The 12,575-nt window shown below is 74.3% G+C and carries 11 protein-coding genes, 1 tRNA gene and 1 pseudogene; 7 read left to right on the top strand and 6 right to left on the bottom strand.

Annotated elements, in window-relative coordinates:
* Positions 1 to 219: 219 nt before the first annotated feature.
* The 3 genes from FHX32_RS14205 to FHX32_RS14195 all read left to right on the top strand — a co-directional run bounded on the left by FHX32_RS14205 (position 220) and on the right by FHX32_RS14195 (position 2,673).
* A complete protein-coding gene (locus FHX32_RS14205; RefSeq protein ID WP_167181748.1) occupies positions 220 to 1,149 on the top strand; it encodes a ribonuclease Z in 930 nt (309 codons plus the stop codon).
* Positions 1,146 to 1,655, top strand: a complete 510-nt coding sequence (locus FHX32_RS14200; protein WP_167181746.1) for a GNAT family N-acetyltransferase — start codon at positions 1,146 to 1,148, stop codon at positions 1,653 to 1,655. Before FHX32_RS14205 ends, FHX32_RS14200 begins: the two co-directional genes overlap by 4 nt.
* A 61-nt stretch (positions 1,656 to 1,716) precedes the next feature.
* Positions 1,717 to 2,673, top strand: a complete 957-nt coding sequence (locus FHX32_RS14195; protein WP_167181744.1) for a trypsin-like peptidase domain-containing protein — start codon at positions 1,717 to 1,719, stop codon at positions 2,671 to 2,673.
* 78 nt (positions 2,674 to 2,751) lie between these two features.
* Here FHX32_RS14195 and FHX32_RS14190 read toward each other — a convergent pair whose 3' ends face one another.
* The gene (locus FHX32_RS14190) at positions 2,752 to 4,122 is read right to left on the bottom strand and encodes a cystathionine beta-synthase (RefSeq protein ID WP_167181742.1); all 1,371 of its coding nucleotides are present in this window, start codon (positions 4,120 to 4,122) and stop codon (positions 2,752 to 2,754) included.
* An 82-nt stretch (positions 4,123 to 4,204) separates the two neighbouring features.
* Positions 4,205 to 4,561 (bottom strand): YkvA family protein, encoded by a 357-nt coding sequence (locus FHX32_RS14185; protein ID WP_167181740.1) that lies wholly within the window; start codon positions 4,559 to 4,561, stop codon positions 4,205 to 4,207.
* 160 nt (positions 4,562 to 4,721) lie between these two features.
* On the opposite strand from FHX32_RS14185, the pseudogene FHX32_RS14180 reads away from it, so the two are divergent.
* From FHX32_RS14180 to FHX32_RS14170, 3 genes and pseudogenes are all read left to right on the top strand, one after another.
* A pseudogene (locus tag FHX32_RS14180) lies at positions 4,722 to 5,854 on the top strand (SGNH/GDSL hydrolase family protein).
* A gap of 76 nt (positions 5,855 to 5,930) precedes the next feature.
* The gene (locus FHX32_RS14175) at positions 5,931 to 6,734 is read left to right on the top strand and encodes an SGNH/GDSL hydrolase family protein (RefSeq protein ID WP_167181736.1); all 804 of its coding nucleotides are present in this window, start codon (positions 5,931 to 5,933) and stop codon (positions 6,732 to 6,734) included.
* A gap of 189 nt (positions 6,735 to 6,923) precedes the next feature.
* A complete protein-coding gene (locus tag FHX32_RS14170; protein WP_167181734.1) occupies positions 6,924 to 8,186 on the top strand; it encodes an acetyl-CoA C-acetyltransferase in 1,263 nt (420 codons plus the stop codon).
* 43 nt (positions 8,187 to 8,229) lie between these two features.
* On the opposite strand, the gene FHX32_RS14165 is transcribed toward FHX32_RS14170, so the two are convergent.
* From FHX32_RS14165 to FHX32_RS14150, 4 genes are all read right to left on the bottom strand, one after another.
* Positions 8,230 to 8,550 (bottom strand): hypothetical protein, encoded by a 321-nt coding sequence (locus FHX32_RS14165; protein WP_167181732.1) that lies wholly within the window; start codon positions 8,548 to 8,550, stop codon positions 8,230 to 8,232.
* 119 nt (positions 8,551 to 8,669) lie between these two features.
* Positions 8,670 to 9,428: a Bax inhibitor-1/YccA family protein gene (locus FHX32_RS14160; RefSeq protein WP_167181730.1), complete on the bottom strand. Its 759-nt coding sequence runs from the start codon at positions 9,426 to 9,428 to the stop codon at positions 8,670 to 8,672.
* 179 nt (positions 9,429 to 9,607) lie between these two features.
* Positions 9,608 to 10,423, bottom strand: coding sequence for a Bax inhibitor-1/YccA family protein (locus tag FHX32_RS14155; protein ID WP_167181728.1), 816 nt, complete (start codon positions 10,421 to 10,423; stop codon positions 9,608 to 9,610).
* 110 nt (positions 10,424 to 10,533) lie between these two features.
* Positions 10,534 to 10,614: transfer RNA gene (locus FHX32_RS14150), tRNA-Leu, on the bottom strand.
* 101 nt (positions 10,615 to 10,715) lie between these two features.
* Here FHX32_RS14150 and FHX32_RS14145 point away from each other — a divergent pair.
* Positions 10,716 to 12,569: a hypothetical protein gene (locus FHX32_RS14145; RefSeq protein ID WP_167181726.1), complete on the top strand. Its 1,854-nt coding sequence runs from the start codon at positions 10,716 to 10,718 to the stop codon at positions 12,567 to 12,569.
* Positions 12,570 to 12,575: the final 6 nt, after the last annotated feature.

Below are 12,575 nucleotides of genomic sequence, written 5' to 3'. Positions count from 1 at the left end.
TGTATAGCAATCGGACTCGTGAGGTGGCTGTCCGCTAGCCGCTGTCCTCGACAGTAATCCCGTCCGCCGCGAGGCGGGCACAGGCACCATCGTCGAGACCGTGTGGCAGCGGTGCGGCGAATCCACGACAGCCACCCGACCCCCGGGGTACCGGCCCAGTCCAGCCGGTCCGCGCGAGCGCGGAAGCCCCGGGGGTCGCTTCATGTTCCGGGAGGGCCCGTGTCGATGCGCGAGCTGGTGGTGCTGGGGACGGCCAGCCAGGCGCCGACCCGGCAGCGCAACCACAACGGCTACGTGCTGCGCTGGGACGACGAGGTGATCCTCTTCGACCCGGGCGAAGGCAGCCAGCGGCAACTGCTGTACACCGGGGTCACCGCCACCGACCTGACCCGGGTCTGCGTCACCCACTTCCACGGCGACCACTGCCTCGGCCTGCCCGGCACCATCCAGCGGCTCTCCCTGGACCGGGTGCCCCGCCCGGTGGCGATGCACTTCCCGGCCGGCGGCGCCGAGTACTTCGCCCGGCTGCGGCACGCATCCAGCTTCTACGAGACCGCCGAGCTGCGGGTCGAGCCGATCGAGGCCGACGGGCAGCGGGTCGCGCTGCGCTGCGGCACGCTGGAGGCCCGCCGGCTGCGGCACCCCATCGAGACGTACGGCTACCGGCTGATCGAGCCGGACGGCCACCGGATGCTGCCGGAGAAGCTGGCCGCGTACGGCGTCACCGGGCCGGCGGTCGGCGAGCTGGTCCGGGTCGGCCACCTCGACCTCGACGGACGCCGCGTCACCCGGGACGAGGTGAGCGTGCCCCGGCCGGGGCAGCGGTTCGCCTTCGTGATGGACACCGGCCTCTGCGACGGGGTCTACGCCCTCGCCGAGCACGCCGACCTGCTGGTCATCGAGTCGACCTTCCTGGAGTCGGAGGCCGCGCTCGCCGCCGAGGTCGGCCACCTGACCGCGGCCCAGGCCGCGCGGGTGGCGGCCGAGTCAGGGGTACGCCGGCTCGTGCTCACCCACTTCTCCCAGCGGTACGCCGACGCGAGCCGGTTCGCCGACGAGGCGCGCGAGCACTTCGACGGGGAGCTGGTGATCGCCGAGGACCTGCTGACCGTGCAGGTGCCGCCACGGCAGGTATCCTCGGCCGGGTGAGCGTCACCCTCCGCCGGGCCACCCGCGACGACCTGCTCGCGGTCGGCGCCCTCCACCAGCGGTCCCGGGTCGCCGCGTACTCGTCCTTCCTGCCACCGGAGTCGCTGGCCGAGCCGTCGGCCGGGGCGATGGGGTCGTACTGGGCCGAGCGGTGGGGCTGGGAACGCGACACCCACCTGATGACCGTCGCCGAACGGGACGGCGCGCTGGTCGGCTTCAGCTACGTGGGACCGGACGACGAGGGCGACCCGGAGGCCGGGCTGCTCCACGCCATCCACCTCGCCCCGGCCGAACGGGGCCGCGGGGTGGGCCGGGAACTGATGGTCGACGCGCTGACCACCATGCGGGAGCGCGGCTGGCGACGCGCCGCGCTCTGGGTGCTCGAACGGAACACCCACGCCCGGCGCTTCTACGAGCGGGGCGGGTGGGCGCACACCGGGCAGGAGCGGGAGGACGTGATCGGCACGGCGGTCACCACTCAGCTGCGCTACGCCCGTCCGTTGTGACCGCCCGTTCGCTCTGAGCTGATCGGGGCATGCCCGTCGATCCCGCCGCGTTGCCGGGGTCATGGAGACCGATCACACCGTGCCGGAGCCGGCGGAGGCCGCCGCTCTGGACGCGTACTCCCGGGTGGTCACGACCGTGGCGGCCCGGGTGCTGCCCAGCGTGGCCGCGCTGTCGGTGCGGACCGCGCGCGGGGCCGGCGCCGGCTCCGCGGTCACCGTGGGCGCCGACGGCCTGCTGCTGACCAGCGCGCACGTGGTGCAGGGCGCCGGGAGCGGGACGGCGAGCTTCGCCGACGGCACCGAGGCCCGGTTCCGGGTGGTCGGCGCCGACCCGCTGTCCGACCTGGCGGTGCTCCGGGTCGAGGAGGCCACCGTGCCGCCGGTCGAGCTGGGCGACGCCGACGCGCTGCGGATCGGCCAGCTGGTGGTCGCCGTCGGCAACCCGATGGGGCTGGCCGGCTCGGTCACCGCCGGCGTGGTCTCCGGGCTGGGCCGCTCGCTGCCCGCCCGGGACGGCCGGGTGACCCGGCTCATCGAGGACGTGATCCAGACCGACGCCGCGCTGAACCCGGGCAACTCCGGCGGCGCGCTCGCCGACTCGGCCGGGCGGGTGATCGGCGTGAACACCGCGGTCGCCGGCTACGGGCTCGGGCTCGCCGTACCGATCAACGGCACCACCCGACAGATCATCGCCGATCTGACCACCGATGGCCGGGTCCGGCGGGCCTGGCTCGGCGTCGCCGGGGTGCCGGTGCCGCTGCCGCCGGAGGTCGCCGCGCGCACCGGTCAGCGGCGCGGCCTGCGGGTGGTGGAGGTGGTGCCGGGCTCTCCCGCCGGGGTGGCCGGGATCTACCTGGGCGACGTCATCGTCTCGGCCGGCGGGCGGCCGGTGCGCGACGGCCAGGGCCTGCAACGGCTGATGCTCGGCCGGGCGATCGGCACCCGGCTGCCGGTGACCGTACTGCGCAAGGGCGCCTTCGTCGACGTGGTGGCGGTGCCCACCGAGCTGACCCGCTGACCTCTCGCCACGCCGGCCGGGTACGCGAACGGGCCGCTCCCCGAAAGGGGACGCGGCCCGTTCACGGTCGGTCGTGGGTCAGCGGGCGCCCAGGTGCGCGAGCAGGTCCTGCCGGGTGAGCACGCCCTTGGGCTTGCCGTCCACCAGCACCAGCGCCGCGTCGGACTTCTCCAGCAGGTTGACCGCCTCGCTCACCGGCTGGCCGCCGCCGATCATCGGCAGCGGGTCGCCCATGTGCCGCTCGATCGTGTCGTGCAGGTGCGCCTGGCCGGTGAAGAGCGCGTCGAGCAGGTCCTTTTCGGCGATCGAGCCGGCCACCTCGCCGGTGACCACCGGCGGCTCGGCCTTGAGCACCGGCAGCTGGGAGACGCCGTACTCGCGCATGTAGTCGATCGCGTCGCGGACCGTCTCGGTGGGGTGCACGTGCACCAGCTCGGGCAGGCCGCCCGGCTTGCCGGCCAGCGCGTCGGCGACCGTCGGCTCGGCGCCGGAGTTGTCCAGGAACCCGTACCGGGCCATCCACTGGTCGTTGAAGATCTTGGACAGGTAACCCTTGCCGCTGTCCGGCAGCAGCACCACGATCACGTCGTCCGGGCCGGCCTTGCGGGCCACCTCCAGGGCAGCCACCACGGCCATCCCGCAGGAGCCGCCGACCAGCAGCCCCTCCTCGCGGGCCAGCCGGCGGGTCATCTCGAACGACGCCTTGTCGGACACCTCGACGATCTCGTCGGCGACGCCCCGGTCGTACGTCTCCGGCCAGAAGTCCTCGCCGACGCCCTCCACCAGGTAGGGCCGGCCGGTGCCGCCGGAGTAGACCGAGCCCTCCGGGTCCGCGCCGATCACCTTGACCCGGCCCTGCGAGGCGTCCTTCAGGTACCGGCCGATGCCGGAGATGGTGCCGCCGGTGCCCACCCCGGCCACGAAGTGGGTGAGCCCGCCCCCGGTCTGCTTCCACAGCTCCGGGCCGGTCGTCTCGTAGTGCGAGCGCGGGTTGGCCGGGTTGCTGTACTGGTTCGGCTTCCAGGCGCCGGGGATCTCCCGGGCCAGCCGGTCGGAGACGTTGTAGTAGGAGCGGGGGTCCTCCGGGGCCACCGCGGTCGGGCAGACCACCACCTCGGCGCCGTACGCGCGCAGCACGTCCTGCTTGTCCTGGCTGACCTTGTCCGGGCAGACGAAGACGCACTTGTAGCCCTTGAGCTGCGCCACCAGGGCCAGCCCGACGCCGGTGTTGCCGCTGGTCGGCTCGACGATGGTGCCGCCCGGCCTGAGGATCCCGGCCGCCTCGGCGTCCTCCACCATGCGCAGCGCGATCCGGTCCTTCACCGAACCGCCCGGGTTGAGGTACTCCACCTTCGCCAGCACGGTCGCCTGGATGCCCTCGGTGACGTTGCGCAGCCGCACCAGCGGGGTGTTGCCGATCAACTCGACGACGTTGTCGTAGTACTGCACCTCGTTGTGCCCTTCTCCTCCGGCGCCGGCGCCGGCGGCCGGGCTGGTGATTCGCGGTTTCCCGCGCCCAGGGTACGTCGGGTCAGGGCACCACGTGACCGGGGATCACCGACCGGCGGCGCTCCTCCCACTCCAGGAAGCGCTCGGTCTCGGCGAGCACGCTGCCGGCCAGCCAGGTGACCATGACCGCGTCGTCGGCCAGGCCGAAGATCGCCAGCGGGATCTCCGGGAGCAGGTCGACCGGCGACACGATGTACGCCGTCGCCGCCGTCATCAGGGCCAGCCGGAAACCGCCGTCGTACTCGCCGCGGGCGGTGGCCCGGATCATCCGGGGCAGCGCCGCCAGCCGCGCCCCGAGCGACGGGCCGCCCCGCGCGCCGGCCATCAGCGCCCGCGCCAGCGCGGTGAAGGCCGCGCTCCGTTTCAACGTCTTCGCCATCTCTTCCGCCCCTCTCCGGGTGCCAGGGTGCCGCGCCCGCGCAACCCCGTGCCGGCGGTCCGGCCGGCACCGGTACTGGTACCCAGCCGTCGTGTTCCCGGCACCCCGCCCGCCGGCACGACGACAGCGGCCTGTCGTGCCGGCGCGATAATGTCGCCTCATGGGGGTCGCTGGTTCCGTCGTACCGGTTGGTTCGCGCTGGCAGCGCGCCCGGCGGGTCGCCCGCCTGGCGGCGATCGGCACGGGCGCCACCGTGGCGGCCGCGGCGGCGACCACCGGGGTGCTGCTCGGCCAGGCCCGGCAGGCCCGGCGCACCATCCCGATGGCCGAGGCGCCACCGCCACGCTGCGACGGGGTCTACGGCGCCAAACTGCCCGGCCCGCCGGTCACCATGGTCATCCTCGGTGACTCCTCGGCGGCCGGCTACGGCGTGCACCGCCGGCGGGAGACCCCGGGCGCGCTGCTCGCCACCGGCCTGTCCCGCCGGTTGCAGCGGCCGGTGCAGCTGCACCGGTTCGCCGTGGTCGGCGCCATCTCCGCCGGGCTCCGGCACCAGGTCGAGGCGGCCCTGGAGTGCCAGCCCGACATCGCGGTGATCCTGATCGGCGGCAACGACGTCACCAACCGCACCCCGCTCGGGCTGGCCGTGCGCTATCTGGTCGAGGCGGTCCGCGCGCTGCGCGCCGCCGGCTGCGAGGTGGTCGTCGGCACCTGCCCCGACCTGGGCGCCATCCGGCCGATCCAGCCGCCGCTGCGCTGGCTGGCCCGGCGCTGGAGCCGGCAGCTCGCCGCCGCGCAGACGGTGGCCGTGGTCGAGGCCGGCGGCTGGACGGTCTCCCTCGGCGACCTGCTCGGCCCCCGGTTCGCGGCCGAGCCCACCCGGATGTTCGCCTGGGACCGTTTCCACCCGTCCGCCGAGGGCTACGCGGTTGCCGCCGCCGCGCTGCTGCCGACCATTCTCTCCGCGCTGGGCGCCGGGCCGGAACGCCGCCCTGCGCCGGTGCGCGGAGAAGGCGTACGGTCGCTGCCGGAGGCCGCGCAGGAGGCGGCCCGGCACGCGGGCACCGAGGTCAGCGGCACCCAGGTCCGGGGCCGCGACCGAGGCCCCGCCGGTCGGTGGGCGCAACTGCGCCGGCGGGCGTTCTTCGGGGCCGGTGCCGTGCCGCAACCCGGTCGCGCCACCGACTCACCCACAGTGGAGGGACTGGCATGAGCGAGCGCAGCGAGCGAATCATCAGGCTCAGCGCGAAGGTGCCTCATGACGGCACGCAGCGCAGCGGAGTGCCGTCATGAGCGAGCGCAGCGAGCGAATCATCAGGCTCAGCGCGAAGGTGCCTCATGACGGCACGCAGCGCAGCGGAGTGCCGTCATGAGCGAGCAGATGGTCACCTCGGGGCTCGCCCGCCAGCTCGGCCGGGCGGCGGCGCTCTCCCTGCTCGCCGGCACGGTGGGCGGCGCGGCCGTCCTCGCCGGCCAGGCGTTCCTCGCCCGCCACCGCCGGTACGCCCAGCCCGAGCTGGGGCTCGCGCTGCGCGCCACCGTCGGGCGGACCGACGCCCCGCCGCTGCGGCTGGTGCTGCTCGGCGACTCGTCCGCCCTCGGGGTCGGCGTCGCACGCCTCGACGACACCATCGGCGGCCAGCTGGCCAACCTGCTCGCCGAGGGCCCGGCCGGGCGGCAGGTCCACCTGTCCAGCGTCGGCGTCTCCGGCTCCCGGGCCACCGACCTGGCCACCCAGGTGGCCCGGGCGCTGCTCGGCGAGCGGCCCGACGTGGCGGTGATCCTGATCGGCGCCAACGACGCCACCAGCCTGCGCCGGCCGGCCGACGCCGCCGCGTACCTCGGCGCGGCGGTGCACCGGCTGCGCGAGGCCAGGGTGGAGGTCGTCGTCGGCACCTGCCCCGACCTCGGCGCGGTACGCGCGATCGCGCCCCCGCTGCGGCAGCTCGTCGGCTGGTCCGGGCGGCGCATCGCCCGCGCCCAGATCGCCGCGGTGCTCGACGCCGGCGGCACGGTGGTCGACCTGGGCACCGAGACCGGGCCGGTGTTCCGGGCCGACGCCGGCACCCTCTGCCACGACGGCTTCCACCCCTCCGCCGACGGCTACCGGGTCTGGGCGCACGCCCTGCTGCCCGCCGTCGCCGCCGCGGCGGCGGTCGCCTCCCGCCACTGACCCGCGCCCCCGCCTCGGCGGGACCGTCCGTCGCCGGCCGGCGAGATCGTGCTCGATCCTGGATGTGGTGGCCACCGGTACGCTCCGAGGCCACTACATGGCGATCGGCGCGGTGCCCGCTTCCGGGGTGACATTTCCCGCCGGGTGCGCGCCTTCCGTGCCAAGTTACCCGCAGGTTAACGTTGGTTCATGCCGACTGAGTCGTCCCGCGACGCCGTCATCGTCGCCACCGCCCGCTCCCCCATCGGCCGGGCGCACAAGGGGTCCCTGCGCGAGGTCCGCCCGGACGACCTCGCCGCGACCATCGTCCAGGCCGCGCTCGACAAGATCCCGGCGCTCGACCCGACCGAGATCGACGACCTCTACCTCGGATGCGGCCTGCCCGGCGGCGAGCAGGGCTTCAACATGGCCCGCGTGGTGGCCACCCTGATGGGCCTGGACGGCCTGCCGGGCGCCACCCTCACCCGCTACTGCGCCTCGTCGCTGCAGACCACCCGGATGGCGATGCACGCTATCCGGGCGGGCGAGGGTGACGTCTTCATCTCCGCCGGCGTCGAGTGCGTCTCCCGGTACGCCCGCGGCAACTCCGACGCCCTGCCGCCGGAGGCGCAGGCGCTGGTCGGTGGCGGCTGGGAGAACCCGCGGTTCGCCGGGGCCCGCCGGCGGTCCAAGGCGCGCGCCGAGGCCGGCGCCCCGGTCTGGACCGACCCGCGCGAGGCCGGCGAACTGCCGGACATCTACCTCGCCATGGGGCAGACCGCCGAGAACCTGGCCCAGGTGTACGACGTGACCCGCGCCGACATGGACGAGTTCGGCGTACGCAGTCAGAACCTGGCCGAGAAGGCGATCGCCGACGGCTTCTGGGCCCGGGAGATCACCCCGGTGACCACCCCGGACGGCACCGTGGTCAGCACCGACGACGGCCCGCGTCCCGGGGTCACCCTGGAGGGTGTCGCCGGGCTGAAGCCGGTGTTCCGCCCGGACGGCCGGATCACCGCCGGCAACTGCTGCCCGCTCAACGACGGCGCCGCCGCCGTGGTGGTGATGAGCGCCCAGCGGGCCCGGGACCTGGGGCTCACCCCGCTGGCCCGGATCGTCTCGACCGGCGTCACCGCGCTCTCTCCGGAGATCATGGGCCTCGGTCCGGTCGAGGCGTCCAAGCAGGCGCTGAAGCGGGCCGGCATGACCATCGACGACGTCGACCTGGTGGAGATCAACGAGGCGTTCGCCGCGCAGGTGATCCCCTCCTACCGCCAGCTCGGCATCCCGCTGGAGAAGCTGAACGTGGCCGGCGGCGCCATCGCCGTGGGGCACCCGTTCGGCATGACCGGTGCCCGGATCACCGGCACCCTGCTCAACGCGTTGGAGTGGCACGACAAGACCATCGGACTGGAGACGATGTGCGTCGGCGGCGGCCAGGGCATGGCCATGGTCCTCGAACGCCTCAGCTGAGCCCGACGCCGGTTGCCCCTGGCACTGCTGGCGGGCGCCCCGGCTAGAGGGCGCCGCGGGTCGCCGTCACCTCGGCGGCGGCCCGCGCCAGCACCTCGGGCGGCGGGCCGGCGGCGACCAGGTCGGCGGCGACCACCCGGAGCTGGTCGGGCAGGGCGAGGTCGTTGTCGAGCCGGGGCACCGTACGGCGGGGCTGCCCCTCGGCGTCGGCGGCCAGGTTGGCCACCTCCTGCACCAGCCGGTGCACCAGGTCCCCCCGCGCGGCGTTGCCGCCCGCCGCCGCGGCCGCCCAGCGCGGCTGCTCCCAGTGCCCCACCTGCCGCACCAGCAGCTCCACCGCCCGCCCCAACTCCGTCCCACGCACCCACCCACCCTACGACGCCCGCCCCACCTTCGGCCCCGAGCGTCGATCATGAAGTTGTCAGCCGCCGGATCGGCGTGTCGCGACAACACCTTCATGATCGACGGGGTGGGCGGGGGCGGTCAGCGGCGGAGGTAGGAGAGGAGGCGGAGGATCTGCCAGTAGAGGAAGATCAGGCCGACCAGCACGCCGAACGCGCAGAGCCAGGCGTACCGGCGGGGCAGGCCGGCGCGGACCGAACGCTCGACCAGGTCGAAGTCGAGGATGAAGCTGAGCGCGCCCGCGATGATCGCGACCGCCGAGAAGGCGTACGCCGGCCAGCCGACCTCACCGGTGAGGCTGTAGATCTCCAACCCCTGCCGGCCGGTGACCAGGTAGACGGCCAGGTTGACCAGGCTGATCGCGACGATCCCGAGCAGCGTGCCGACCACCAGCCGGGCCAGCAGCGGCGTGGCCCGGACCAGCCGGGCCCGGTAGAGCAGCGCCATACCGAGGAAGACCGCGAAGGTGCCCGCCAACGCCTGCACCACGATGCCGGGATAGACCAGTTCGAACGCCCGGCTGGCCACGCCCAGCAGCAGCCCCTGGAGCAGGGCGTAGCCGACGATCGGCGCCGGGTTGGTGATGCCGCGCCAGGAGATCACCACGGCGAGCACCACCGCGGCCAGCGCGCTGCCGGCCAGCGCGGCGGGCAGCCAGACCGCCTGCGGCACCGCCACCCAGGCGGCCGCGGCGGTGGCCCCGGTGAGCAGCAGCAACCCGACCGTGCGGACCACCACGTCGTCGACGGTCATCGCCTCCGCGCCGCCGACCCCGAGCACCCGTCGCTGCACCCGACTGGTGTCGTCCAGCCGGGTCAGCACCGGGTTGCTGCTGCGCACGTCGCCTCCTCCACCGCGTACCCCTCGCTGTCACTCTGCCCCGGACGGCCCGGCGGCGGCGGGCAAACGCCTCGGCCCGGCGCGGGCCGGAAAGCGACGGCCCGGCCCGGCGGAGGGCGGAAACGACGGCGCCCGCCCCCGCGGGTGCGGGGACGGGCGCCGGTCGGCTGCGGGCGAGGTCAGTCGTCGCCCTGGAAGTAGCTCAGCAGGCGGAGCACCTCGATGTAGAGCCAGACCAGGCTGACCAGGATGCCGAAGGCGGCCACCCAGGAGTAGCGCTGCGGCAGACCCATCCGGACGCCGTCCTCGACCTCCTTGAAGCTGAGCACGAAGCTCAGCGAGGCGACCACGATGCAGACCAGGCTGAACCCGATGGCCAGCGGGCTGCCGTCGCGCAGGCCGGTGTTGACGCCGAAGAGCGCGAACACGAGGTTGATCAGCATGACCGCGAACAGACCGGCCATGACGGCGATCATGCCCTTGACGAACTTCGGGGTCGCCCGGATGACCTTCGCCTTGTAGAGCATGGCCATCAGGAAGAACACCCCGAAGGTGGCCACCACGGCCTGGAGCACGATGCCGTCGTAGAGCGACTCGAAGGCCTTGCTGACCATGCCGACGAAGACACCCTCGACGACGGCGTACGTGACGACCAGCGCCGGGTTCGCCATCCGGGAGAACGAGATGATCAGGCCGAGCACCAGACCGACGATCGCGGCGCCCATCCAGGCGACGCCGACCAGCGCGTCGGGCACCAGCACCCAGGCGGCCGCGGCGGAGACGCCGAGGATGCCCAGGAGCGTGACGGTCTTGACCACCACGTCGTCGAGCGTCATGGGGGCGACGGTGGGCGGCGCGGCCGGGTAGCCCGCCTCCGTCGGGTATGGCTGGGGGTAGCCGGGCTGTCCGTACGGCCCGGTCGGGGCGTACCCGGCGGAGCGCTCCCGCTCGGCCGCCTGGCCGAGCCGGGCGAGCACCGGGTTCGAAGTCTTCACTGTCAGGCCTCCCTCAGGGGGTCGTTGCACGTGAACGTGCACCGTCAAGAGTAAACGTCCCGGCCAGTCCCGTGGAGATCGGCGACCTGAGGGGAAGCTGAAAGTGTCGGTGCCCGGGGCGGGGGTCGAACCCGCACGCCTTGCGGCAGCCGCTTTTAAGGCGGCCGTGTCTGCCGTTCCACCACCCGGGCGAGGGACACCGGCGTGTCGACACGCGTGGTGCAGTGTCACGGTAGCGGGTCCTCGGCGACCCGGCGTACCCCGATGCCCGCCCCACACTAGGGTCGAGACCGTGACCAGCGCAGCCCCCACGGCCCCGGACGCCGTCCCTGACCAGGCTGTCCACTCCACCGAAAGGGCGCTCGGGGCCCGGCTCGCCCGGCTGCTGACGGCCGCCGCCCGCAACCGTACGGACCTGCTCGTCGGGCTGCTCTTCGTGGCGCTCGCCGGCTGGCTCACCCACGGCCTGTGGCCCGACCCGAACGGCCGGACCCTGGCGCTCAACCCCGAGGACCAGACCCTCTACGAGTGGTTCCTCGCGATGGACTCGCGGGCCCTGCTGGGCGACTTCGGCCTGCTCAGCGACCGGCTCAACGCGCCGGACGGGGTGAACCTGATGACCAACACCTCGGTCATCGCGCTCGGCGTGCTGCTCGCCCCGGTCACCCTGCTGCTCGGCGCGCCGGTCACCTTCGCCCTGCTGGCGGCGGGGAACCTGGCCGGCACCGCGATCGCCTGGTACCTGCTGTACACCCGGACCCTGCGGGCCCGCCGGCTCGCCGCCGGGCTGGGCGCCGCGGTCTGCGGCTTCGGTCCGGGCATGGTGTCGCAGACCAACAGTCACCTGCACATGACCGCCCAGTGGCTGGTCCCGGTGATCGTCTGGCTGGTCGTCCGGATGCTGCGCGCCGCCGACCCGGGCCGCGCCGGCGGCGACGGCGACGGCGACGGGACCGCCGGGCCGGACCGGCGCCGGCTGACCACCTCGGCGATCGGCCTCGCCGCCGCGGTGACCGCGCAGGTCTTCATCGGCGAGGAGGTGCTCTTCCTCTGCGCGGTCACCCTGCTGTTCATGGCGATCGGCTACGCGGTGGTGGACCGGGACCTGGCCCGGCGCGCACTGCCCGGCTTCGCCGGCGGGATGACGCTCGCCACCGGGCTGGCCCTGCTCGCGCTCGCCGGGCCGCTGTGGTTCCAGTTCGCCGGCCCGCAGGGCGTCGCGGACGGGATGTTCAGCCCGGACTACTTCTCGGCGGACCTGCGCAGCTGGTGGTCGATCTCCCCGCTGTCGCTGGCCGGTGGCGAGGAGACGGCCCGGCTCACCACCGGCCCGGCCGAGTACAACACCTTCCTCGGTTGGCCGCTGCTGGCCGTCACCGTCGGCTGCGCGTTCTGGCTGGGCCGCCGTCCGCTGGTCGTCGCCTGCGTGGCCGGCGCGCTCGCGATGGGGGCGCTCTCCCTCGGCCCCCGGCTCGTGCTGGACGGCGACCGCACCGCGGTGCCCTGCCCGTACGCCTTGATCGCCGGGCTGCCGGTGGTGGACGGCGCGCTGCCGATGCGGTTCGCCCTCGCCGTGCTGCCGCTGACCGCCACCCTGCTGGTGCTGGCGGTGGACCGGGCGTTGCGCGACACCGGCCGGGTCCGCCGGCTGGTGCCGGCGCTGGTGGGCGCGGCGCTGCTGCCGCTGGTGCCGACGCCGCTGCCGACCGCCGACCGCCCGCCGGCGCCGGAGTTCATCACCGCCGGCCACTGGCGGCAGTGCGTGCAGCCGGGCGGGGTGCTGGTACCGGTGCCACTGCCCACGCCGAAGGAACCGTGGCCGATGCGCTGGGCGGCCGCCACCGACGCCGGCTTCGGCATCCCGGAGGGCTTCTTCATCGGCCCGTACGGCCGGGGCGGCACCGCCGCGATGGGCACCTTCAAGCAGCCCACCTCGGCGCTGCTGGCCGACGTCGCCAAGCGCGGCCTGCAACCGGCCATCGGCGACGAGCAGCGCCAGCAGGCGAAGAAGGACGCCGACTTCTGGGGCGCGTCGTGCGTGGCGCTGGCGGTGGACACCCCGCACGCGGAGAGCCTGCGCGGCACGCTGGAGCAGCTCTACGGCCCGGCCACCCGGATCGCCGACGCCTGGATCTGGCGGGTCTGACCACCC

The sequence above is a fragment of the Micromonospora sp. CNZ280 genome (assembly GCF_011759515.1).
This window is presented reverse-complemented; position numbering and strand designations above follow the sequence as displayed.

Excerpts from the sequence above, each read along its gene's own strand:
- FHX32_RS14175 (WP_167181736.1), top strand. The coding sequence starts at position 5,931 with ATGAGCGAGCAGATGGTCACCTCGGGGCTCGCCCGCCAGCTCGGCCGG.
- FHX32_RS14195 (WP_167181744.1), top strand. The coding sequence starts at position 1,717 with ATGGAGACCGATCACACCGTGCCGGAGCCGGCGGAGGCCGCCGCTCTG.
- FHX32_RS14185 (WP_167181740.1), bottom strand. The coding sequence starts at position 4,561 with ATGGCGAAGACGTTGAAACGGAGCGCGGCCTTCACCGCGCTGGCGCGG.
- FHX32_RS14170 (WP_167181734.1), top strand. The coding sequence starts at position 6,924 with ATGCCGACTGAGTCGTCCCGCGACGCCGTCATCGTCGCCACCGCCCGC.